The sequence below is a fragment of the Rhodococcus aerolatus genome, from assembly GCF_054783215.1.
The window spans coordinates 20709-42801 of sequence record NZ_BAAGQZ010000039.1; the positions used below are offsets into that span (position 1 = coordinate 20709).

A 22093-nucleotide genomic window follows, 5' to 3' on the forward strand; every position below is an offset into this window, starting at 1 on the left:
TCGGCCTCCGACGCTAGTCGCCCGGCGCGGTGCGCCCGGCCACGGACCTGCGACCATGGGGCCATGCGCATCGCCGAGCACGTCATCGACCTCGTCGGGCACACGCCCCTGGTCCGGCTCACGTCGGTGACGAGCGGGGTCACCGGCACCGGCGGGGGGCTGGGCACGGTCGCGGCCAAGGTCGAGTACCTCAACCCCGGCGGCAGCGTGAAGGACCGCATCGCGGTGCGGATGGTCGAGGCGGCGGAGGCGTCCGGGGCGCTGCGCCCGGGCGGCACCATCGTCGAGCCGACCTCCGGCAACACCGGGGTGGGCCTGGCGCTGGTGGCGCAGCGCAAGGGCTACCGGTGCGTGTTCGTCTGCCCCGACAAGGTCTCCGAGGACAAGCGCAACGTGCTGCGCGCCTACGGCGCCCGGGTCGAGGTGTGCCCCACCTCCGTGCCCCCGGACCACCCGAGCAGCTACTACTCGGTGTCCGACCGGCTGGTCCGTGAGATCGAGGGCGCGTGGAAGCCGGACCAGTACTCCAACCCGGAGGGACCGCGCAGCCACTACGAGACGACGGGCCCGGAGATCTGGGCCGACACCGACGGCCGCATCACCCACTTCGTCTGCGGCGTCGGCACCGGCGGCACCATCACCGGCACCGGTCGCTACCTCAAGGAGGTCAGCGCCGACCGCGAGGGCGGCCCGGTCCGCATCGTCGGGGTCGACCCCGAGGGCTCGGTCTACTCCGGCGGCACCGGGCGGCCCTACCTCGTCGAGGGCGTCGGGGAGGACTTCTGGCCCAGCGCTTACGACCCGGCCGTGCCCGACGAGATCATCGCCGTGTCCGACGCGGACTCCTTCGCCATGACGCGGCGGATGGCCCGCGAGGAGGGCCTGCTCGTCGGCGGGTCGTGCGGCATGGCCGTCGTCGGGGCGCTGCGGGTCGCCGCGGCGGCCGGGCCGGACGCGGTCGTGGTCGTGCTGCTGCCGGACTCCGGCCGCGGCTACCTGGCCAAGATCTTCGACGACGCCTGGATGTCGTCCTACGGGTTCCTCTCCCCGGCCGACGACGGCCCGGGCCACCGCCGGGTGGGCGACGTGCTGCGCGGCAAGTCCGGGCTGCTGCCGGACCTGGTGCACACCCACCCCAACGAGACGGTGCGCGACGCGATCGACATCCTGCGGGAGTACGGGGTCTCGCAGATGCCGGTGGTGGGGGCGGAGCCGCCGGTCATGGCGGGCGAGGTGGCCGGCAGCGTCAGCGAGCGCGACCTGCTCGACGCGGTCTTCGCCGGCCGGGCCCACCTGGCCGACCCGGTGGCCCAGCACATGACGGCGCCGCTGCCGATGCTCGGCTCCGGCGAGCCGCTCAGCGCCGTCACCGACGCGCTCGGCGACACCGACGCGGTGATGGTGGTCGAGGACGGCAAGCCGCTCGGCGTCGTCACCCGGCACGACCTGCTGGGGTTCCTCTCGACCGTGGGGTGACGCGGTCGTCCGGATCTCCTCACCCGCGGCGGCCGGTCCGCTAGCGTCTCCGGCACCACGGCGCGGCCGCGTCGTCGTCGACCTGAGGAGACTGGCGTGACCGAGCGACCGCAGGACGGGTCCGGCCAGGGCCCGCAGGGCAGCGACAGCACCGCCGGCGCGGGGCCGTCCTGGTCGGTGCCCGACGAGGAGGACGACCGCACGCAGGTCGTCGGCGGCCGGGGCGCCCCGGCTCCCGGCAGCACGTCCCCCGGCAGCCCGTCCTCCGGCTCGGCGCCGAACCTGGACAAGGGCTCCGGGCGGGACGCGCCGCCGAGCCTGGAGAAGACCCCGCAGCCCGGGAGCGGTTCCACGCCGGGCCAGGGGCAGCAGCCCTACGGCCAGCCGTCCTACGGCGACCAGTCCTACGGACAGCAGCCCTACGGCCAGCAGGGCTACGGCGACCAGTCCTACGGACAGCAGCCCTACGGCCAGCAGGGCTACGGCGACCAGTCCTACGGCCAGCAGTCCTACGGCGACCAGTCCTACGGGCAGCAGCCGTACGGCCAGCAGCCCGGGTACGGCCAGCCGGGGTACGGCTACGGGGGGCCGCAGCTCGCGGTGACGGGCGGGTACGTCGAGTGGCCCAAGCGCGCGCTGGCCGGGCTCGTCGACTACGTCGCGCCGACGATCGCGTTCTACGTCGTCTACGCCCTGTTCACCTTCGCGGTCGGCGGCGGCATCGGGGTGAGCCTGGCCCTGCTGTCGAACCTCGCGTTCCTGGGGTACTTCGTCTACAACTTCGGCTACCTGCAGGGCACCACCGGCTCCTCGGTCGGCAAGAAGATGGTGGGGATGAAGATCGTCGGCGAGCAGACCGGCGCCCCGCTCGGCTTCGGGATGTCCTTCGTCCGCCAGCTCGCGCACTTCCTCGACTCGCTCGCCTGCTACGTGGGCTTCCTGTGGCCGCTGTGGGACCAGAAGAAGCAGACGTTCGCCGACAAGATCCTCACCACGGTCGCGGTCCCGGTGAGCGCCGACGCGGGCCAGGGCTCCTACGGCCAGCAGGGCTACGGCCAGGGGTACGGCGAGCAGCAGTCCTACGGCCAGCAGGCCTACGGCGAGCAGCAGTCGTACGGCCAGCAGTCCTACGGCGAGCAGCAGCCCTACGGCGAGCAGCAGTCCTACGGCCAGCAGCCCTACGGCCAGCCCGGCTACGGCGGCCAGACCGGGTACGGCGACCAGTCCGGCTACGGCCAGCAGCAGCCCGGTCACGGTCAGCAGGGGACGGGTCAGCAGGGCTACGGCCAGCAGCCCGGCCAGGGCCAGGACCCCTGGGGCAGCGGGCAACCGGGGTACGGGCAGGGGCAGAACCCGTACGGCACCGGCCAGGGCTGAGCCGGCACCGCGGGTCGTTACGCTCGCGACATGAGCCACGCCGCGCCCTCCAGCTCCTCCCACGGCTTCGCCACCCGGGCGATCCACGCGGGCCAGGACCCGGAACGCACCACGGGTGCGGTCAACGTCCCGATCTACGCCACGTCCACCTACGCCCAGGACGGGGTGGGCGGGCTGCGCGAGGGCTACGAGTACTCCCGGACCGGCAACCCCACCCGCACCGCGCTCGAGGCCTGCCTCGCCGCGCTCGAGGGCGGGACCCACGCCCGGGCGTTCGCCTCCGGCATGGCCGCCACGGACACCCTGCTGCGCTCCCTGCTCAGCCCTGGTGACCACCTCGTCATCCCCGACGACGCCTACGGCGGCACCTTCCGGCTGGTGGACAAGGTGCTCTCGCGGTGGGGGGTCAGCCACACCCCCGTGGCGCTGTCGGACCCCGACGCGGTGCGCGCCGCGCTGCGCCCGGAGACCAAGGTGGTGTGGGTCGAGACCCCGACCAACCCGCTGCTGGGGATCGCCGACATCGGGGTGCTCGCCGACGTGGCCCACGACCGGGGCGTGCCCCTGGTGGTGGACAACACCTTCGCCTCGCCCTACCTGCAGACGCCGCTCGCGCTCGGCGCCGACGTCGTCGTCCACTCCACGACGAAGTACCTCGGGGGGCACTCCGACGTCGTCGGGGGCGCCGTGGTCACCGACGACGACGACCTGGCCGAGCAGCTGGCGTTCCTGCAGAACGGGGCCGGGGCGGTGCCCGGGCCGTTCGACGCGTACCTGACGCTGCGCGGCATCAAGACCCTCGCCGTGCGGATGGACCGCCACAGCGACAACGCCGAGGCCGTGGTCGACCTGCTCACCGAGCACCCGGCCGTCGCGGAGGTGCTCTACCCCGGCCTGCCCGAGCACCCCGGCCACGACGTCGCCGCGCGCCAGATGCGCCGCTTCGGCGGGATGGTCTCGGTGCGGCTGCGCGGCGGGCGGGCCGCGGCCACGGCGCTGTGCAGCGGCACCACGCTGTTCACCCTGGCCGAGAGCCTGGGCGGGGTGGAGTCGCTCATCGAGCACCCGGCCGCGATGACCCACGCCTCCACGGCCGGCTCGATGCTGGAGGTCCCCGACGACCTGGTGCGGCTCTCCGTCGGCATCGAGGACGGGGCGGACCTCGTCGCCGACCTGGGGCAGGCGCTCGAGGCCCTCTAGCCGCCCGGCCCGGTCAGGGCCGCAGCACGTCGCCCGGCGAGGCCGGGTCGGCGGCCGCGGGGGCGGGCAGCGGGGCGCCGGGGACGACGAGGTCGTCCGCCGCGACGCACCCGCCGACGAGGACGGCCGACCCGTCGGAGCGGGCCACCAGCCGGCCCGGGTCGTCGCAGCCCGCACCGGCGACGGTGGCGAACGCACCGGCGACCAGCGCGGCGGAGGTGGCCACGGTCGCGGCCAGCGCCACCGTTGATCGCCGCACTCCCACCACTCGCCCCCCGTCGTCGTCCCGGTGCCCGAGGCCCCCGGAGGACCTCACGCCTGCTTCACCGACGCTACCCGCCGCGTGATCGGGGTGCCCCGCGGCTGGCAGGATCACCGCGGTGGACCTCGTGGGTGCGGACCGGATCGCCGCGGCGGCGCAGCTGCTCGCCCCCGTCGTGCGGCGGACCCCGGTGCTGCCGTCCCGGGCGCTGGGGGAGCGCACCGGGGTGCCCGTCCACCTCAAGTGCGAGAACCTGCAGCGCACCGGCTCGTTCAAGATCCGCGGCGCCTACACCCGGCTGCACGGCCTCTCCGCCGACGAGCGCCGCCGCGGGGTCGTGGCGGCCAGTGCCGGCAACCACGCCCAGGGGGTCGCCCTGGCCGCCCAGCTGCTCGGCATCGGGGCGACGGTGTTCATGCCCACCGGTGCCTCGCTGCCCAAGCTCGCCGCCACCCGCGCCTACGGGGCCGAGGTCCACCTCGTCGGCGCGGTGCTCGAGCAGTCCATCGCCGCGGCCACCGAGCACGCCGAGCGCACCGGTGCGGTGTTCATCCACCCGTTCGACCACCTCGACGTGGTCGCCGGGCAGGGCACCTGCGGGCTGGAGATCCTCGAGCAGCTGCCCGAGGTGGGCACCGTCCTGGTCTGCACCGGCGGCGGTGGGCTGCTGGCCGGCGTCGCTGCGGCGGTCCGCGCCCACCGCCCGCAGGTGCGCGTCATCGGGGTGCAGGCGGAGGAGGCCGCCGCCTGGCCCGCGTCGTTGGCCGCCGGGCACCCCGTGGCGCTGCAGGAGATGTCGACCATGGCCGACGGCATCGCGGTCGGCGCCCCGGGGCAGGTGACGTTCGACCACGTCTCGGCGCTGGTCGACGAGGTCGTCACGGTCAGCGAGGACGCGCTCTCCCGCGCCCTGGTGCTGTGCCTGGAGCGGTCCAAGATGGTCGTCGAGCCCGCCGGGGCGGCCGCTGTCGCTGCGCTGCTCGACCTCGACCTGCACCTCGACGGCCCCGTGTGCGCGCTGCTCTCCGGCGGCAACGTCGACCCGCTGCTGCTGACCCGGGTGGTGCAGCACGGCCTCTCCGCCGCAGGCCGCTTCCTGGCGCTGCGCGTCACCGTGCCCGACCGGCCCGGCTCGCTGGCCTCGCTGCTCACCACGGTCGGCGCCGCGGGGGGCAACGTCATCGACGTCGCGCACTCCCGGCTCACCGGCACCCTCGCCCTGGGCGAGGTCGAGGTGGTCACCACTGTCGAGACCCGGGGCGCCGCGCACGGGAACGACCTGGTGGCCACGCTCCGCGAGCGCGGCTACCAGGTCGTCGTCCTGACCCCCGACCGCGAGGCCTGAGGCCCCGCCGTCCGCTGCGTCACATGCGGAAGGGCTCCGCGCTGCTCACATGCGGAAGGGCTCCGCGCTGGTCAGCGTCACCTTCATGGACTTGCCGTTGGGCAGGGTGAACTCGCGGCTCTCGCCGACCGCGGCGTCGAGCAGGGCCGAGCCCAGCGGTGAGCTCGGCGAGTAGACCTCGAGGTCGTCGTGGGCGCCCTCCTCGCGGGTGGCGATGAGGAACGTCTCGGCGTCGGACTCGTCGCCGTCGTAGTAGACCTTCACCACGGAGCCGGGCAGCGCGACGCCGGACTTCGTCGGGGCCTGCCCGACCTTGGCGTTGTTGAGCAGCTCGGTGAGCTGGCGGATGCGGGCCTCCTGCTGGCCCTGCTCCTCGCGGGCCGCGTGGTAGCCGCCGTTCTCCTTGAGGTCGCCCTCCTCGCGCCGCTCGTTGATCTCGGCCGCGATGACGGGACGGTTGGCGACGAGGCCGTTCAGCTCGGACTTCAACCGGTCGTGGGACTCCTGGGTCAGCCACGTCACCTGGGTGTCGGTCATCGCGTGATCACTCCTCGCATCGCAGGGGCGCCCCACCCCGTCCGGGTCGGGCGCCGAAACACCGAAGCACGGCTCCGCTGCGGGGCCGTGCGGTGGGTCACGTTACCACCCGGGCCCCTGGGGACGGGTGAAGTCGCAGGTCAGCGGGGGTGGGCCGGGCCCCGCATCAGGACCCGGCGAACCACGGCGGGACGGTGAGGCTGCAGCCGTAGACGTCGCCGGCCACCGGCGGGGCGGACGTCTTGACCTCCGTCGTGACCGAGGTGATCGCGTCGGTGCCCGGGCCGACGAGCACCTCGCGGCGGCCGGTCTCGGAGCCGTCCAGCGAGCGGGCCCGCACGATGCACACCGCCGGGGCGGCGGGGTCGGATCGGGTGACGTCGAAGCGCAGCGTCAGCGTCGAGGCGTCGGTCAGCTCGAAGCCGGTCTGCTCCCCCTGCACGGGGGTCTGCGCCAGGTTGGTGTAGGCCAGGTAGGCCACCCCGAGGCCGACGAGCACGGCGAGCGTGGTCACCACCAGCGTCCACCGCGACGGTCCCCGGGCCGCCCGGGGGCGCGAGTACCGCCCCTCGGGGCGGGTGTCGGGGGTGACGTCGGGCACGGCGGGGGCCTTCCAGGCGCGGGGGACCGGGGTCCGGGGGTGGGGGTGCGGGGTGCGGCTCGGCGGCGCGCGCCCGCGGGGTGGGACGATGGGGCCGAGCATACGAGCGGTGTGCGCGGGCAGGTCGAGCGAGGAGATGGGTCGAAGCGTGAGCGGACTGCGGCTGATGGCGGTGCACGCCCACCCCGACGACGAGTCGAGCAAGGGTGCGGCCACCGCGGCGAAGTACGTCGCCGAGGGCAACGAGGTGCGGGTGGTGAGCCTGACCGGGGGCGAGCGGGGCAGCATCCTCAACCCGGCGATGGACACCCCCGGGGTGCACGAGCGCATCCACGAGGTCCGCGAGGAGGAGATGGCGCGCGCCGCGGCCATCCTCGGCGTCTCCCACACCTGGCTCGGCTTCGTCGACTCGGGCCTGCCCGAGGGCGACCCGCTGCCCCCGCTGCCCGAGGGCTGCTTCGCCCTGGCCCCGCTCGAGGAGGCCGTCGAGAAGCTCGTCGCCGTCGTCCGGGAGTTCCGCCCCCACGTGATGACGACCTACGACGAGACCGGCGGCTACCCCCACCCCGACCACATCCGCTGCCACGAGGTGTCCGTGGCCGCGTTCGAGGCCGCCGGTGACCCGGAGCGCTACCCCGACGCCGGCGAGCCGTGGCAGCCGCTGAAGCTGTACTACTCCCACGGCTTCTCCCGGCGGCGCCTGGAGCGCTTCGACGAGGCGATGCGGGCCCGCGGCGAGGAGCCGCCCTTCGCCGAGTGGCTCGCCAAGTGGGACCCCGCGCGGCCCGACGTGATGGAGCGCGTCACCACGCAGGTGGTGTGCGGGGAGTACTTCGACAAGCGCGACGACGCGCTGCGCGCCCACGCCACCCAGATCGACCCCACGGGCCGGTTCTTCGTCGTGCCGCTGGAGCTGCAGCAGGAGCTGTGGCCCACCGAGGAGTACGAGCTGGCCCGCTCGCTGGTCGACACCACGCTGCCCGAGGACGACCTGTTCGCCGGGGTCCGCGACCGGGTGGAGCAGCGGTGATCGGCGCGCACCTGGCCCTGCTGGCCTCCGACGTCACCACCGTGCTGGCGCAGTCCGACGTGCAGCAGCCCGGCGGGCAGGGCCCGGAGTACGGCAAGGCCGCCCCCGTCGGGCTCGTCGTGGTGCTGCTGCTGCTCATCGGCACGGTGCTGCTGGTGCGCTCGATGAACCGCAAGCTGCGCCGGCTGCCCGCCAGCTTCCCGGACGACCAGACCGGGGACGGCGCGGGCCCGGCGGCCGAGCGGGACGACGCGCCGACCCGCTGAGGGGGCTCGCCGGGGGTCAGGCCTCCTGCTGGTCCTTGACCGAGGAGGCGTAGACGTCGACGTACTCCTGGCCGCCGAGGCGGGCCAGCTCGCTCATGATCTGGTCGACGATGGCGCGCTCCGCCCAGCGGTCCCCGGCCATGCCGTCGTAGCGGCTGAAGTCCAGCGGGGCGCCGAAGTGGATCTCGACCCGCGTCGGGCGCCACATCGTGGTCCCGGGCGGGTTGAGCCGGTCGGTGCCGACCACCGCGACGGGGACGACGGGGGCGCCGGTGGCCAGGGCGACCTTGGCGACGCCGGTGCGGCCCTTGTAGAGCTTGCCGTCGGGGGAGCGGGTGCCCTCCGGGTAGATGCCGAACGCCAGCCCGCTGTCGACGACCTCGATGACCTTCTCCACCGAGGCGGCGGCGGCCGACTTGGCCTCCCGGTCGACGGGCACCATGCCGAGGCTGGTGAAGAACCACGCCTTCGCCCGGCCGCGCAGCCCCGTGCCGGTGACGTACTCGTGCTTGCCGATGTAGCAGACCTGCCGCGGCATGATCACCGGGACGACGAACGAGTCCGCCACCGCGAGGTGGTTGCCCGCCAGGATCACCCCGCCGGTGGCGGGGATGTTCTCCAGGCCGAAGACCTTGGGCCGGCTGAGCAGCTTGATCACGGGGCCGAGCAGCACCCGTGACATCAGGAACCACATCACGGGGCCAACCTACTGCCGCGCCGCGGCGACCGGCGCCGCCTGCGGCCGCCGGGGCAGCCGGACCCGGAACGTGGCGCCGTGGCCCGGGGTGGAGCTGACCTCCACGGTCCCACCGTGCGCGGCGACCAGGGCGGCGACGATGGACAGCCCCAGCCCGGTGCCGCCGCTGGCCCGGGTGCGCGAGGTGTCGGTGCGGTAGAAGCGCTCGAACACGCGCTCGGCGTCCTCGGGGGCCAGGCCGGGGCCGGCGTCGGTCACCTCGAGCACGGCGTCACCCCCGTCGGGGTCGTCCTGCCCGCCCGGCCCGGGCACGGTGCCGACGCGGACGGTGACCGGGGTGCCGGCCGGGGTGTGGGTCAGCGCGTTGGTGACCAGGTTGCTCAGCACCTGCCGCAGCCGGTGCTCGTCGCCGACGACCTCCGGGGTGCCGGGCCCGGCCAGGACCTCCAGGCGCACCGGCCGGTCGCGGGCCACCGCGGAGGCGTCGTGCACCGCGTCGCTGGCCAGCACGAGCAGGTCGACGGGCTGCTGCTCCAGCGGGCGCTGCGAGTCCAGCCGGGCCAGCAGCAGCAGGTCCTCCACCAGCAGGCCCATCCGCGCGGCCTCGCCCTCGATGCGGCCCAGCAGCCGGGCCACCGCGGCCGGGTCGGCCGCCGCGCCCTGCCGGTAGAGCTCGGCGAAGCCGCGGATGGTGGTCAGCGGGGTGCGCAGCTCGTGGCTGGCGTCGCCGACGAAGCGGCGCATCCGCTCCTCCGACGAGCGGGCCGCGGCCTCGGACTCCCGGGCGGCGGCCTCGGAGGCCTCGGTGGCGGCGAAGGCGCCCTGGATCTGGCCGAGCATGCCGTTGAGCGCTGCGGAGAGCCGGCCCACCTCGGTGCCCGGGTCGCGGTCGGGCACGCGGCGGTCCAGGTCGCCCGCGGCGATGGCGGCCGCGGTGGCCTCGACCTCGGTCAGCGGGCGCAGGCTGGCCCGCACCACCAGGTAGGCCAGCCCGCCGAGCAGGGCCACCACCGCGAGGCCGATGACGAGCAGCACCTGGGTGAGCCGCTCGATGGCGGCGTGGTCGTCGGCCAGGCTCGCGGCGACGGTGACGACCCCCGTCGGCCCGCCCACGGTCGCGACGGCGCGCCAGCGGCTGCCGTCTGCCGCCTGGACGGTGTACGGCTGGCCCGAGGCGAGCTGGGCCGGCGTCGGCGCGGGCAGGTCGGGGCCCGCCTCGCCCGGGGTGGGGTCGGCGACGACCGCGGTGAGCGCGCCGGCGGGGGTCGAGAACGCGATGTAGTAGCGGCTGCGCGGCGAGAAGCCGCCGTCGCCGTCGCCGGACCCGCCGCCGGGGCTGCGGGTGCCGCGGTCGCCGGCGCTGAACGGCTTGACCGAGTCGAGCAGGCCGGAGTCGGTGCGGCTCTGCAGGAACCCGGAGAGCTGGGTGGTGGCGGCCGCCCCGGAGGCGAGCAGGCCGAGGACGAGCAGCGCGAGCAGGGCCAGGACGAGGGTGACCCGCAGCGGCTGCGCGCGCCACCGCAGCCGCCGCCGGGTGGCCGCCGGGTCCGGGCCCCGCCCGCTCACGTCCGGGGCTGGCGCAGCACGTACCCGACGCCGCGCAGCGTGTGCAGCAGCCGGGGCTCGGTGGTGTCGACCTTGCGGCGAAGGTAGGACACGTAGGACTCGACGACGTTGACCTCGCCGCCGAAGTCGTAGTTCCACACGTGGTCGAGGATGCGGGGCTTGCTCAGCACCGTGCCCGCGTTGGTCATGAGGTAGCGCAGCAGCTTGAACTCCGTCGGCGAGAGGGTCACCGGCTCGCCCGCCTTGAACACCTCGTGGGTGTCGTCGTCGAGCTCGATGTCGGCGAAGGTGAGTCGTGAGCCCGCGGCCACCTCGGCCCCGGCGCCGCTGCGGCGCAGCAGGGCCCGGATGCGGGCGACGACCTCCTCGAGGCTGAACGGCTTGGTGACGTAGTCGTCCCCGCCGATGCTCAGCCCGGTCACCTTGTCCTGCACCGCGTCGCGGGCGGTGAGGAACAGCGCCGGGCAGTGCACCCCGTCCGCGCGCAGCCGGCGCAGCAGGCCGAAGCCGTCCATGCCCGGCATCATCACGTCGAGCACCACCAGGTCGGGCCGGAAGGTGCGGGCCACGTCGAGGGCGCGCATCCCGTCCGGGGCCGTCACCACCTCGAACCCGACGAAGCGCAGGCTCGCGGAGAGCAGCTCGACGATGTTCGGCTCGTCGTCGACCACCAGGATCTTCGCCTCGGCCGTCCCCGCGCCGGTCGTGCTCGTCGTCACCACGTCCCCTGCCACCGCTGCCGTCGTCATGGGGCAAGCCTCGGGCGGGCACCTGCCCCCCTGCTGGACGCTACCTGTGAGGTGGCTGGACGCCTGTGTGTGATGACTGCAGCCAGGAGGCGAGGTTCCGTTCACAGGCTGCTCCGCCCGGGGCGAACAGGGTGGCGGATCGGTGTTTGTAAGCGTGTAATCGTGTAATCACCGACACGAGGAGCGCGACATGATGCACGGACACGCACCAGGACACGACCACCCGCGCGGCCCCGGGGCCTGGCGCGCCGGCCGCGGCGGGGGACCGGGCCGCGGGCGCCCGGCCGCCGACCTGCCCGGGGCCGACGACGCCGCCGCCTGGTTCTCCGGCCGGCTGCCCGACGACTGGTTCACCGGGGCGCCGGAGGTGACCGTCGACCGCGAGGAGGTCGTCGTCGTCGGCACGCTGCCCGACCTGGCCGAGGCCCCCGAGGACGACGACGCCCGCGCCGCCGCGGAGGCGGGCCGCATCAGCCGGTTCCGGGAGGACACCCGCACGGCCCGCATGGAGATCGCCCGGCAGGCGCAGGCCCGCTACGGCCGCGACGTGGCCTGGGGCGCCCGGGTCGGGGGCAGCAGCGAGCTGTTCACCTCGGCCGCGGTGCCCGTGATGACGCGGCTGCGCCAGCCCCAGCGCCAGGTGCTCGACACGCTCGTCGACGCGGGCGTGGCCCGGTCCCGCTCGGAGGCGCTGGCCTGGTGCGTCCGGCTGGTGGGCGAGCACGCCGACGACTGGCTGGGCCAGCTGAGGGACGCGCTCAAGGGCGTCGAGGACCTGCGCTCGGGCCCGGAGCTGTAGGTAGGACCGCATCCCGCGGGCTCGATGCACCCCGGGCCGCCCCGGGCGTGCCTCGAGCCCGCGGGATGCAGCGCGGTCAGGCGTAGATGGTCAGCCAGATCGCCACGTAGTGGCACAGCGCGGCCAGCACCGTCGCGGCGTGGAAGAACTCGTGGTAGCCGAACGTGGTCGGCCACGGGTCCGGCCAGCGCGAGCCGTAGAAGACCCCGCCCACGCTGTAGAACACCCCGCCGACCACGAGCAGCACCAGCGCGGCCACCCCGGCGCGCGCCAGCAGGTCGGGCAGCACGAACACCGCCACCCAGCCCAGCGCGAGGTACAGCGGCACCCCCACCCAGCGGGGCGCGCCGGGCCACGCCAGCTTGAGCGCCACCCCGGCCAGCGCACCCGTCCACACCACGGCCAGCACCCAGTACCCGGTGCGTTCGGGCATCGCGAGCAGCGCGAACGGGGTGTACGAGCCGGCGATGAACAGGAAGATCATCGAGTGGTCGGCGCGCTTCATCCACGTCCGCGCGCGCAGGCTGTGCCAGGTGCGGCGGTGGTAGAGCGCGCTGACCCCGAACATCGCCGAGATGGTCAGGCCGTAGACGGCTGTCCCCACGGCGGCCCGCAGCGAGACCGTGCTCGCGGCCAGGACGACGAGCACCGCGCCGCAGACGAGCGACGCGCCGAACGACCACAGGTGGATCCACCCGCGGGCACGGGGCTTGGCCAGCGACGGGGCGGGCGCGAGGGTGGACACCCGGCCACGCTACCGGCGGTTAAGGCCCCCGTGACCCCCGAGTGGCGACCGTCGCGGGGCGTAGCCTCAGCCGACGTGGCGATCCTCGGGCGGGTCAGGGTGAAGTCGCTGGTCCCGCACCAGGTGGTCGACGGCGTCTACTCGGTCTACGAGCGGCGGCTGCTGGCCGAGGTCGAGGGTGCCGACGTCCCCCGCCACGTCGGGGTCATCGTCGACGGCAACCGCCGGTGGGCGCGCGAGTCGGGCTTCGCCGACGTCAACCACGGCCACCGCGTGGGTGCGGGCAAGATCGCCGACCTGCTGGGCTGGTGCGACGCGGCCGGCGTCGAGGTCGTCACGCTGTACCTGCTCTCCACCGACAACCTGCGCCGCGCCGCGGACGAGCTCGACCCGCTGCTGGAGATCATCACCGACGTGGTCGACGAGCTCGGCGGCCCGGACGCGCGCTGGCAGCTGCGGATCGTCGGCGCGCTGGACCAGCTGCCCGACGCCACCGCGGCCAAGCTGCGCGAGGCGGCCGGGCGGACGGCGGGCCGGCCGGGGGTGCAGGTCAACGTGGCCGTCGGCTACGGCGGGCGGCAGGAGATCGTCGACGCCGTGCGCGCGCTGCTCGCCGACCACCCGGGGGCCACCCCCGAGCAGCTCGCCGCCGCGGTCACCGTCGACGGCATCAGCGAGCACCTCTACACCTCGGGCCAGCCCGACCCGGACCTGCTCATCCGGACCTCCGGCGAGCAGCGGCTCTCGGGCTTCCTGCTGTGGCAGAGCGCGCACTCGGAGTTCTGGTTCACCGAGGCGCACTGGCCGGACTTCCGGCGGGTCGACTTCCTGCGGGCGCTGCGCGACTACTCCGCCCGCCACCGCCGCTTCGGGGGGTAGACCTGCGGCCCCTGTGAGCGATACCTCGCGTCCTGGGTGCAGTAATCACACACGGTCAGAGCTTGCGCAGGCGCACCCGGCGCACGGAGTGGTCGGCGTCCTTGCGCAGCACCAGCGTCGCCCGCGGTCGGGTCGGCAGGATGTTCTGCACCAGGTTGGGCCGGTTGATGGTCCGCCACAGCTGGCGGGCCTCCTCGCGGGCGGCTTCGTCGGGCAGGGCCGCGTAGTGGTGGAAGTGCGACCCCGGCCGGGCGAAGGCGGTGCCCCGCAGGGCCAGGAAGCGCTCGACGTACCAGCTCTCGATGTCGTCGATGGCGGCGTCGACGTAGACGGAGAAGTCGAACAGGTCCGAGACCATGAGCCGCGGGCCGGGCTGCAGCACGTTGAGGCCCTCGACGATGAGCACGTCGGGGGAGTGCACCCGCTGCTGGGCGCCGGGGACGATGTCGTAGGCCTCGTGGGAGTAGACCGGGGCCGCGGAGTACGCGGAGCCGAACTTGACGCTGGTGACGAACTTGAGCAGCGCGCGCCGGTCGTAGCTCTCCGGGTAGCCCTTGCGGTGGCTGATCCCGCGGCGCTCGAGCTCGGCGTTGGGGTGCAGGAACCCGTCGGTGGTGACGAGCTCGACCCGGGTGTGGTCCGACCACCGGGCGAGCAGGGTCTGCAGCACCCGGGCGGTGGTGGACTTGCCCACGGCGACCGAGCCGGCCACGCCGATGATGAACGGCACCCGCGCCCCGGGGCGCTCGCCGAGGAAGGTCGCGGTGGCGGCGCTGAGCTGCTGGCGGGCCGCGACCTGCAGGTTGATCAGCCGGCTCAGCGGCAGGTACACCTCGGCGACCTCGGTCAGGTCGAGCTGGTCGCCCAGCCCGCGCAGGGTGTCGACCTCGGCCTGGGTGAGCGGCAGCGGCGTCGCCCGGCGCAGCTCGCGCCACTGGCTGCGGTCGAGCTCGACGTACGGGCTCAGCTCGGGGGCCTCGTGGCTCGGCGGCGGCACGGGTGCAGAGGCTACGGGGCGCGGACCGGCCCCCCGCGCACGCGTGGCAGGGTCGCACCTCGTGGACGCGGCGACCCTGGTGGACGAGTACCTGCTGCTGGGCCTGCGGTTCGACCGCCTCGAGCCCGGCTTCGTCGACGCCTACACCGGCGCGCCCGGGCTGCGGTGGCGCGCGGAGAACGATCCCCGCCCCGACCCGGCCGCCCTGGCCCGGCGCGCGACCGAGCTGCGCGCCGAGCTGCCCGGTGCGGGCCTGGCCCCGGAGCGCGAGCACTTCCTCGACGTGCACCTGCGCGCGCTGCACACCTCGGCGCGGACGTTCGCCGGCGAGCCCGTCGGGTTCGTCGACGAGGTCGAGGCCTACTTCGACGTGCGCATCGCCAAGGGCTCGGAGGACGACTACCGGGCCGCGCACCGCGCGCTCGAGGCCCAGCTGCCGGGGGCGGGCCCGCTCGCCGCGCGGCTCGGAGCGACCCGCACGCTGGAGGAGATCCCGGCCGACAAGCTGACCGAGTGCGTGCACGCCTTCTCCTCGGCGCTCCGCGACCGGGTGCGCGCGGTGTTCCCGCTGCCCGACGACGAGACCGTGACCTACGAGGTCGTCACCGACAAGCCGTGGTCGGGGTTCAACTACTACGAGGGTGGGCACCACTCCCGGGTGGCCATCAACGCCGACCTCAAGCAGCGGATGGGCGTGCTGCCCCACCTCGTGGCGCACGAGTCCTACCCCGGCCACCACACCGAGCACTGCCGCAAGGACGCGGGGATCGTCGCCGCCGGGCAGCGCGAGCAGACCCTGTTCGTCGTCAACACCCCGCAGTGCCTCATGGCCGAGGGCCTGGCCGACCTGGGCCTGGCCGCGGTCGTCGGGCCCGGGTGGGGGCCGTGGGCGGCCGAGGTCTACGCCGACGCGGGGCTGCGCTTCGACGGCGAGCGGGCCGAGGCGCGCGAGGCGGCCGGCGAGCTGCTGGCCGGGGTGCGCCAGGACGCGGCGATCATGCTGCACGACGAGGGCGCCGACGAGGACACCGTGGTGGCGTACCTGCAGCGCTGGCTGCTGGTGCCTGCCCCGCGCGCCCGGCAGATGCTGCGCTTCCTGGCCCACCCGCTGTGGCGCGCCTACACCTCGACCTACGTCGAGGGCTACCGGCTGCTGCACCGCTGGCTGGAGCAGGCCACCGACGCCGACGACGCGACGCGGCGCTACGGCCGGCTGCTCGACGAGCCGCTGGTGCCGTCCTCGATCCGGGCCGAGCTCGCGTCCTGACGCCCCGGCACCCCCAGCTCGACCCCACCCGTCCCACGGGTACCAGGGCGCGTGTCGCGGTCGACGGCCCCGGGCGCGGCGGTAGCGTCGTCGGCGTCGGGCCGTGGGGAAGCGGCCCGTCCGGGAGGGTCCTTGACGGTGATCGAGCGTTGCACCGGAGGGCCGGCGCACGTCCCTCGTCGTCGCACCTGACGACCAGGGACCCACCGGCCCCCCGAGAAACGCCGGCGCGCTGTGCCCGCGCCGGACAGGAGCCACACGTGACCGCTGCTCGTGCTGCTGCACCCGTCCGGACCTACGTGCTCGACACCTCCGTCCTGCTCTCCGACCCGTGGGCCGCGACCCGCTTCGCGGAGCACGACGTCGTCCTCCCGCTGGTGGTGATCAGCGAGCTCGAGGGCAAGCGCCACCACAGCGAGCTCGGCTGGTTCGCCCGCGAGGCGCTGCGGATGCTCGACGACCTGCGCCTGGCCCACGGACGGCTCGACCAGCCCATCCCCGTCGGGGACGCCGGCGGCGCCCTGCACGTGGAGCTCAACCACACCGACCCGTCGGTGCTGCCCGCCGGGTTCCGGACCGACTCCAACGACTCCCGCATCCTGGCGTGCGCGCTGAACCTGGCCGCGGAGGGCCGCGCGGTCACCCTCGTCACCAAGGACACCCCGCTGCGGGTCAAGGCGGGCGCGGTGGGCCTGCCCGCCGACGAGTACCGCGCCCAGGAGGTGGTGAGCTCCGGGTGGACGGGGATGGCCGAGCTGGCCACCACCTCCGACGTCGTCGACACCCTGTTCGCCACCGGCCGGGTCGACCTCGACGAGGCGCGGGACCTGCCCTGCCACACCGGGGTCCGGCTGCTGGCGGGCACGCAGAGCGCGCTGGGGCGGGTGACGCCGGACAAGCAGGTCGCGCTGGTGCGCGGCGAGCGGGAGGCGTTCGGCCTGCACGGCCGCTCCGCGGAGCAGCGGGTGGCGCTCGACCTGCTGCTCGACGAGAGCGTCGGCATCGTCTCCCTGGGCGGCCGCGCGGGCACGGGCAAGTCGGCGCTGGCCCTGTGCGCGGGGCTGGAGTCGGTGCTCGAGCGGCGCGCGCACCGCAAGGTCGTGGTGTTCCGCCCGCTCTACGCCGTCGGCGGGCAGGACCTGGGGTACCTGCCTGGCAGCGAGGCCGACAAGATGGGGCCGTGGGGACAGGCGGTGTTCGACACCCTGGAGGGGCTGGCCGAGCCGGGCACGATCGAGGAGGTGCTGGCCCGCGGCATGCTCGAGGTGCTGCCGCTGACCCACATCCGCGGCCGCTCGCTGCACGACTCGTTCGTCATCGTCGACGAGGCGCAGTCGCTGGAGCGCAACGTGCTGCTCACGGTGCTGTCCCGGCTGGGCTCCGGCTCGCGGGTGGTGCTCACCCACGACGTCGCGCAGCGGGACAACCTGCGGGTGGGCAGGCACGACGGCGTGGCCGCGGTGATCGAGAAGCTCAAGGGGCACCCGCTGTTCGCCCACGTCACGCTGACCCGCAGCGAGCGCTCGCCGATCGCCGCGCTGGTGACCGACATGCTGGAGGAGCTCGGGTCCGGCCCGAGCTGAGGCGGCCCTGAGCGCGCCGCGGCCGCGGCACCGGCGCGGGCTGCTGCTCGCGTCGGTGCTCGTGGCGCTGCCGACCCCGGTCTACGCGTGGGCCACCTCGACGGGCACCCCGCCCGCGGCGGCCGCCGGCACGGGCCAGCTGCTGCTGCTGGTCGCGGTGGCGGTCCACGCCCGGGCCCTGGCCCCGCTGTGCCGCAGCACCGTCCGCGCCGTGGGGGCGGCCCTGCTCGCGCTGCTGGCGGCCTACGTCGCGGTGTGGGCGCTGGCACACGTCGCCTTCGACCTGGCCACCCGGCTCTCCACCGGGGGCGAGATCGCCGGGCTCGTCACCGGTCTCGTGGTCGGGGTGGTCGCCCCGCTGCCCGCCCACCTGCTGGCCGGTGTGTGCGTGCGGCGGTTCCTGCGCGAGGCCCGGGAGGACGAGCTCAGCAGTCCCGGGCGGCCTCGAGGCCGGCCACCATCGTGGCCTCGGTGAGCCGGAAGTGCTCGGTCGCCACGGTGCCCGCGCCCTCGGCGTCTCCGGCGACGACCCGCTCGACGAGCGCGCGGTGCTGGTGGGCGGCGGTGGTGAAGAACTCCGGGGCGTAGGGCTCGCTGCCCAGCCCGAGCGTCGCCGCGGCGGTCAGCTGCGCGGTGAGCGCGACCAGGTGCGGGTTGCGCGCCGTGGCCACCACCTCGGCGTGCAGCCGCGCGTCGACCTCCCGGGCGGCGCCCATCCCGTCGGCGTGGTCGAACTCCGCGACCAGCGCGACGAGCCGGGCGGCGTCGTCGGGCGTGCACCGCTGCGCCGCCGCCCGGGCGACCATCCCCTCGGCGAGGCAGCGGAAGTCGAACAGGTCGCGCAGGGCGGGCAGCTCGGTCTCCAGGGTGCGGCGGGCGGCCTCGGGGGCGACGTCGCGCCAGGACCGTCCCGTGACGAACGTGCCCCCGGTACGGCCGCGGCGGGACTCGAGCAGGCCCAGGGCGACGAGCCGGGCGAGCCCGCCGCGCAGGGTCGGCCGGCTCACCTCGAGCAGCCGGGCCAGGTCGCGCTCGGGGGGCAGGGCCTGGCCGGGGGAGTAGGCCCCCACCGCGATGGCGGTCACCAGCCGGTCCACGACCCGGTCCACGGTGGACCGCTTGGGCAGCGGGGCGAACGGGGGCCCGGCGTCCGGCTCGGTCACCTGCGCGTCCCCCGCTCCGGACAATTGGTATTGCCTCCTGACCTTATCGGTGGTCCACTACGCCGGTCCAGTCCCCCGAGCCCCGGGAGCACCCGTGCAGCAGCGCACCGAGCCGCCCGTGCGGACGGGGGAGATGGCGTTCCGCGGCCACCGCACCTGGTACCGCGTCACCGGTGACCTCGAGGCCCCCGGCCGGCTGCCCGTCGTCGTCCTGCACGGCGGACCCGGTGCGGCGCACGACTACACGCTGGCCATGACCTCGCTGGCCGGGGACGGCCGCGCCGTGGTCCACCACGACCAGCTCGGCTGCGGGCGCAGCACCCACCTGCCCGACGCCGACCCCGCGAGCTGGACGCCCGAGCTGTTCGTCGCCGAGCTCGCCGCCCTCGTCGAGCACCTGGGGCTCGGCGGCGGGTTCCACCTGCTGGGCCAGTCGTGGGGCGGGATGCTCGCCCCCGAGTACGTCCTCGCGCACCCCGGGCAGGGCGTGCGGAGCCTGACGATCTGCGACAGCCCGGCGTCGATGCCGCTGTGGCTGGCCGGGTGCGCCGAGCTGCGGGCGGGCCTGCCCGCCGACGTGGCGGCCACCCTGGACCGCCACGAGGCGGACGGGACCACCGAGCACCCCGACTACCTGGCCGCCGTCGCGGTGTTCAACGCCCGGCACGTCTGCCGGCTCGACCCCTGGCCCGACGAGGTCGTCGCCAGCTTCGCCCAGATCGACGAGGACCCGACGGTCTACCACGCCATGAACGGGCCCAACGAGTTCCACGTCATCGGGTCGCTGCGGGACTGGTCGGTCGTCGACCGCCTGGGCGGGATCGGCGTGCCCACCCTGGTGGTGGCCGGGGCGCACGACGAGGCGACCCCGTCCGCGTGGGCGCCGTTCGTCGAGCGCGTCCCCGACGTCCGCAGCCACGTGTTCCCCCGCTCCAGCCACATGCCCCACGTCGAGGAGCCGGCGGCGTTCACGTCCGTCGTCGGGTCCTTCCTGCGCGACCACGACCCCGAGAGGCCCACCGCATGAGCACGACCGCCGGCCACGACGACGGCCTCGCCCAGTTCGGCTACAAGCAGGAGCTGCGCCGCACCCTCTCGACCACCGACCTGGTCGTCTACGGCCTGGTGTTCATGGTGCTCATCGCGCCGTGGGCGATCTTCGGGGTGGTCTACAACGCCTCCTCGGGGATGGTGCCGCTGGTCTACCTGATCGGCCTGGTCGCGATGATCTTCACCGCGCTGTCCTACGCGCAGATGTCGCGGGCGTTCCCCATCGCCGGGTCGGTGTACGCCTACGTCGGGCGTGGCCTGCACCCCAACGTCGGCTTCCTCGCCGGCTGGACCATCCTGCTCGACTACCTGCTCATCCCGACGCTGCTCTACGTCTTCGCCGCCGAGTCCATGTCGGGGGTGTTCCCCGCCGTGCCCAAGCCGGTGTGGATCGTCCTCTTCCTCGTCGTCAACACGGCGGTCAACTACATCGGCATCTCGTTCACCGCGATCGTCAACCGGCTCTTCCTCGTCGGCGAGGTGCTGTTCATCGCCATCTTCGTGGTCATGGCCGTCACCGCGATCACCCGCGGCACCAACGGCGCCCGCTTCACCACGACGCCGCTGTTCGACGCCGCCGAGTTCACCCCCGGCCTGGCCGCCGCCGCGCTCTCCATCGCCGTGCTCAGCTTCCTCGGCTTCGACGGCATCGCCACCCTGAGCGAGGAGGCCAAGGGCGGTCGCAAGGCCGCAGGCACCGCGATGGTCGGGGCGCTGGTCCTCGTCGCCGCGTTCTTCGTCACCCAGACCTGGCTGGCCGCGATGCTGGTCCCGGACACCGCGTCGTTCTCCCCCGACGAGGAGAACAACGCGTTCTTCACCATCGTCGAGTCGGTCAGCGGTCACGCCTGGCAGATCGCCTTCCTGCTGGCCAACGCCCTGGCCGTGGGCATCGCCAACGCCGTCGCCGCGCAGGGGGCCACCTCGCGGCTGCTGTTCTCGATGAGCCGCGACCGGCGGCTGCCCGGCTTCCTCGCCCACATCAACCCGCGCACCGCGGTCCCGGAGCGGGCCATCCTGCTCGTCGGCGGCATCACCCTGGTGCTCGGCCTGCTCTTCGTCGGGCAGATCTCGGTGATCAGCTCGCTCGTGAACTTCGGTGCCCTGACGGCGTTCCTGCTGCTGCACGTCTCGGTGGTGTCGCACTACGTGCTGCGCCGGCGCAGCCGGAACCTCGGGCTGCACCTCGTGGTCCCCGTCCTCGGCTTCGTCATCATCGGCTACGTGCTCTACAACGCCGACGCGGCCGCCAAGATCGGCGGTGTCATCTGGCTGCTGATCGGGGTCGCGGTGCTGCTGTACTACCGCTCCCGCGGAACCGGGGTGCTGCCCGAGCACGCCGCGGACGCGGACCCGGTCACGGCCTGACGCGCAGCCCGCGGGCGGCCGCGGCCCGGGCCACCACCGGGTCGTGGGTGACGAAGGCCTCCGCGTCCCGGCCGAGCACGACGAGCGCCGTGGCGACGTGCACCGCGACGGTCGGGCCGAGCCGGGTGTCCGGGTGGGACCCGAGCACCCCGGCGAGGTGGCGCACGGTGTCGCTGAGCACGCACCGGGAGACCGCGGCCAGGGTGCGCGGCAGGTGGGGCAGCGCGTCGGCGTGCGTCTCCCGGAGCAGCGCCGGCACCTCGACGTCGCTGAGCACGGAGGTGACCGCCGCGCGCCCGGGGCCGGCGTTGAGCCAGCGGGCCAGGGCGCGGCCGCGGTCGTCGAGGACCGTGAGGGCGACGAGCGCGGACGGGTCGAGATAGATCACCGCGGTTGCGAGGGGAAGGACAGCTGGACCGCCGGCTCGACCAGCCCGGCACGGACCAGCGCAGCCAGGGGGTGCGGCCGGGCGGGTCTCAGCAGCGCGACGACGATGCCGTGACGGGTGATGGCGAGCTGCTCGCCGGCCTCGACGCGGTCGAGCACCTGGGCCGTGGACCGGTTCAGGTCGCCGGCGCTCACCGGGGTGGTGCCGAGCGGGGGATGTGTCGTCATGCAGGCTCCGGTTTCAGGGGGATCGACCTGAAACCAGAGCCTGCCGACAACCGCTCACCCGGGGAAGGCCGACCCGACGGCCTGTGGATGACGTCGGCCGCGTCGGGTCACCCGGCCAGCACCCCGGCCGTCGCCAGGGCGGCCGCGGCCGTGAACGCCACCGACCGGGCCGCGTTGGAGCGCAGCAGCGAGCGGTGCACGTCCGGGGAGAACCCGGCCGCCAGACGCTGGTGGTAGGGCACCGCCCACGCCACGGTCAGCCCGACGCCCGCGGCCGCGGCCACCGCGTGGGCCACGGAGAGCACGCCCGGCCCGGTCACCAACCACCACAGCGTGGCCGCGCCCTGCACCGCCCACACCGGACCGACCGCCAGGGTGATGCCGTGGGAGTGCCGCGCGTGGAACGCCGTCCACCGCGCGGGGTCCACGTCGGCGAAGGCGGGGTAGGTCGTCGCCTGCACCGTCCAGCCCAGACCCGCGAGCCACCACCCGGCGAGGGTGGCGAGCAGCGGCGCGGTCAC

General features: G+C 74.6%; 25 protein-coding genes. 13 read left to right on the top strand and 12 right to left on the bottom strand.

What is annotated here, in order from left to right:
- The first annotated feature begins 63 nt into the window (after positions 1-63).
- From ACYVOF_RS14520 to ACYVOF_RS14530, 3 genes are all read left to right on the top strand, one after another.
- A complete protein-coding gene (locus ACYVOF_RS14520) occupies positions 64-1476 on the top strand; it encodes a cystathionine beta-synthase (protein ID WP_460867641.1) in 1413 nt (470 codons plus the stop codon).
- Positions 1477-1572: 96 nt separating this feature from the next.
- Complete coding sequence (locus ACYVOF_RS14525; RefSeq protein WP_460867643.1) at positions 1573-2853, top strand: RDD family protein; 1281 nt, start codon at positions 1573-1575, stop codon at positions 2851-2853.
- A 30-nt stretch (positions 2854-2883) separates the two neighbouring features.
- On the top strand, positions 2884-4053 hold the full coding sequence (locus ACYVOF_RS14530) for a cystathionine gamma-synthase (protein WP_460867646.1): 1170 nt from the start codon (positions 2884-2886) through the stop codon (positions 4051-4053).
- A gap of 13 nt (positions 4054-4066) precedes the next feature.
- Here ACYVOF_RS14530 and ACYVOF_RS14535 read toward each other — a convergent pair whose 3' ends face one another.
- Positions 4067-4297, bottom strand: coding sequence for a hypothetical protein (locus ACYVOF_RS14535; protein ID WP_460867648.1), 231 nt, complete (start codon positions 4295-4297; stop codon positions 4067-4069).
- Between the two features lie 127 nt (positions 4298-4424).
- Between ACYVOF_RS14535 and ilvA the strand changes: the two genes are divergently transcribed.
- Positions 4425-5660 carry a threonine ammonia-lyase gene (gene ilvA, locus ACYVOF_RS14540; protein WP_460867710.1) on the top strand — a complete coding sequence of 412 codons (1236 nt, stop codon included), beginning with the start codon at positions 4425-4427 and terminating at the stop codon, positions 5658-5660.
- 45 nt (positions 5661-5705) lie between these two features.
- On the opposite strand, the gene greA is transcribed toward ilvA, so the two are convergent.
- Both greA and ACYVOF_RS14550 read right to left on the bottom strand, forming a co-directional pair.
- Positions 5706-6197: a transcription elongation factor GreA gene (gene greA, locus ACYVOF_RS14545; RefSeq protein ID WP_460867650.1), complete on the bottom strand. Its 492-nt coding sequence runs from the start codon at positions 6195-6197 to the stop codon at positions 5706-5708.
- A 166-nt stretch (positions 6198-6363) separates the two neighbouring features.
- Positions 6364-6798 carry a DUF4307 domain-containing protein gene (locus tag ACYVOF_RS14550; protein WP_460867653.1) on the bottom strand — a complete coding sequence of 145 codons (435 nt, stop codon included), beginning with the start codon at positions 6796-6798 and terminating at the stop codon, positions 6364-6366.
- 148 nt (positions 6799-6946) lie between these two features.
- On the opposite strand from ACYVOF_RS14550, the gene mca reads away from it, so the two are divergent.
- On the top strand, positions 6947-7828 hold the full coding sequence (mca, locus tag ACYVOF_RS14555; protein WP_460867655.1) for a mycothiol conjugate amidase Mca: 882 nt from the start codon (positions 6947-6949) through the stop codon (positions 7826-7828).
- Complete coding sequence (locus ACYVOF_RS14560) at positions 7825-8094, top strand: hypothetical protein (protein WP_460867658.1); 270 nt, start codon at positions 7825-7827, stop codon at positions 8092-8094. Before mca ends, ACYVOF_RS14560 begins: the two co-directional genes overlap by 4 nt.
- 16 nt (positions 8095-8110) lie before the next feature.
- Here ACYVOF_RS14560 and ACYVOF_RS14565 read toward each other — a convergent pair whose 3' ends face one another.
- Genes ACYVOF_RS14565 through ACYVOF_RS14575 form a run of 3 tightly spaced genes read right to left on the bottom strand, consistent with a single transcriptional unit; the run spans position 8111 to position 11106 of the window.
- Positions 8111-8788 (bottom strand): lysophospholipid acyltransferase family protein, encoded by a 678-nt coding sequence (locus tag ACYVOF_RS14565; RefSeq protein ID WP_460867712.1) that lies wholly within the window; start codon positions 8786-8788, stop codon positions 8111-8113.
- A gap of 12 nt (positions 8789-8800) precedes the next feature.
- Positions 8801-10357 carry a HAMP domain-containing sensor histidine kinase gene (locus tag ACYVOF_RS14570; protein WP_460867661.1) on the bottom strand — a complete coding sequence of 519 codons (1557 nt, stop codon included), beginning with the start codon at positions 10355-10357 and terminating at the stop codon, positions 8801-8803.
- Positions 10354-11106 (bottom strand): response regulator transcription factor, encoded by a 753-nt coding sequence (locus ACYVOF_RS14575; RefSeq protein ID WP_460867663.1) that lies wholly within the window; start codon positions 11104-11106, stop codon positions 10354-10356. The genes ACYVOF_RS14570 and ACYVOF_RS14575 overlap by 4 nt, the downstream gene beginning before the upstream one ends.
- A gap of 190 nt (positions 11107-11296) precedes the next feature.
- Here ACYVOF_RS14575 and ACYVOF_RS14580 point away from each other — a divergent pair, with 190 nt between their 5' ends.
- Complete coding sequence (locus ACYVOF_RS14580; protein WP_460867665.1) at positions 11297-11905, top strand: hypothetical protein; 609 nt, start codon at positions 11297-11299, stop codon at positions 11903-11905.
- A gap of 76 nt (positions 11906-11981) precedes the next feature.
- On the opposite strand, the gene trhA is transcribed toward ACYVOF_RS14580, so the two are convergent.
- On the bottom strand, positions 11982-12650 hold the full coding sequence (trhA, locus tag ACYVOF_RS14585) for a PAQR family membrane homeostasis protein TrhA (protein ID WP_460867667.1): 669 nt from the start codon (positions 12648-12650) through the stop codon (positions 11982-11984).
- Positions 12651-12731: 81 nt separating this feature from the next.
- Here trhA and ACYVOF_RS14590 point away from each other — a divergent pair, with 81 nt between their 5' ends.
- On the top strand, positions 12732-13529 hold the full coding sequence (locus ACYVOF_RS14590; RefSeq protein WP_460867715.1) for an isoprenyl transferase: 798 nt from the start codon (positions 12732-12734) through the stop codon (positions 13527-13529).
- A 55-nt stretch (positions 13530-13584) separates the two neighbouring features.
- Here ACYVOF_RS14590 and coaA read toward each other — a convergent pair whose 3' ends face one another.
- Entirely contained in the window at positions 13585-14526 is a 942-nt protein-coding gene (coaA, locus tag ACYVOF_RS14595) for a type I pantothenate kinase (protein ID WP_460867669.1), read from the bottom strand.
- Between the two features lie 61 nt (positions 14527-14587).
- On the opposite strand from coaA, the gene ACYVOF_RS14600 reads away from it, so the two are divergent.
- The 3 genes from ACYVOF_RS14600 to ACYVOF_RS14610 all read left to right on the top strand — a co-directional run bounded on the left by ACYVOF_RS14600 (position 14588) and on the right by ACYVOF_RS14610 (position 17851).
- On the top strand, positions 14588-15793 hold the full coding sequence (locus ACYVOF_RS14600; RefSeq protein ID WP_460867672.1) for a DUF885 domain-containing protein: 1206 nt from the start codon (positions 14588-14590) through the stop codon (positions 15791-15793).
- A gap of 260 nt (positions 15794-16053) precedes the next feature.
- Positions 16054-17376: a PhoH family protein gene (locus ACYVOF_RS14605; protein ID WP_460867674.1), complete on the top strand. Its 1323-nt coding sequence runs from the start codon at positions 16054-16056 to the stop codon at positions 17374-17376.
- 61 nt (positions 17377-17437) lie between these two features.
- Entirely contained in the window at positions 17438-17851 is a 414-nt protein-coding gene (locus tag ACYVOF_RS14610) for a hypothetical protein (protein WP_460867676.1), read from the top strand.
- Here ACYVOF_RS14610 and ACYVOF_RS14615 read toward each other — a convergent pair.
- Positions 17802-18539, bottom strand: coding sequence for a FadR/GntR family transcriptional regulator (locus tag ACYVOF_RS14615; RefSeq protein WP_460867678.1), 738 nt, complete (start codon positions 18537-18539; stop codon positions 17802-17804). The genes ACYVOF_RS14610 and ACYVOF_RS14615 overlap by 50 nt on opposite strands.
- A 94-nt stretch (positions 18540-18633) precedes the next feature.
- Between ACYVOF_RS14615 and ACYVOF_RS14620 the strand changes: the two genes are divergently transcribed.
- Both ACYVOF_RS14620 and ACYVOF_RS14625 read left to right on the top strand, forming a co-directional pair.
- Positions 18634-19566 (top strand): proline iminopeptidase-family hydrolase, encoded by a 933-nt coding sequence (locus ACYVOF_RS14620; RefSeq protein WP_460867680.1) that lies wholly within the window; start codon positions 18634-18636, stop codon positions 19564-19566.
- Positions 19563-20957: an APC family permease gene (locus ACYVOF_RS14625; protein ID WP_460867681.1), complete on the top strand. Its 1395-nt coding sequence runs from the start codon at positions 19563-19565 to the stop codon at positions 20955-20957. The genes ACYVOF_RS14620 and ACYVOF_RS14625 overlap by 4 nt, the downstream gene beginning before the upstream one ends.
- On the opposite strand, the gene ACYVOF_RS14630 is transcribed toward ACYVOF_RS14625, so the two are convergent.
- From ACYVOF_RS14630 to ACYVOF_RS14640, 3 genes are all read right to left on the bottom strand, one after another.
- The gene (locus ACYVOF_RS14630; RefSeq protein WP_460867683.1) at positions 20947-21345 is read right to left on the bottom strand and encodes a hypothetical protein; all 399 of its coding nucleotides are present in this window, start codon (positions 21343-21345) and stop codon (positions 20947-20949) included. The two genes, ACYVOF_RS14625 and ACYVOF_RS14630, sit on opposite strands and share 11 nt — an antisense overlap.
- On the bottom strand, positions 21342-21572 hold the full coding sequence (locus tag ACYVOF_RS14635) for a type II toxin-antitoxin system Phd/YefM family antitoxin (protein ID WP_460867686.1): 231 nt from the start codon (positions 21570-21572) through the stop codon (positions 21342-21344). Before ACYVOF_RS14635 ends, ACYVOF_RS14630 begins: the two co-directional genes overlap by 4 nt.
- A 107-nt stretch (positions 21573-21679) precedes the next feature.
- Positions 21680-22093 (bottom strand): hypothetical protein, encoded by a 414-nt coding sequence (locus tag ACYVOF_RS14640; RefSeq protein WP_460867688.1) that lies wholly within the window; start codon positions 22091-22093, stop codon positions 21680-21682.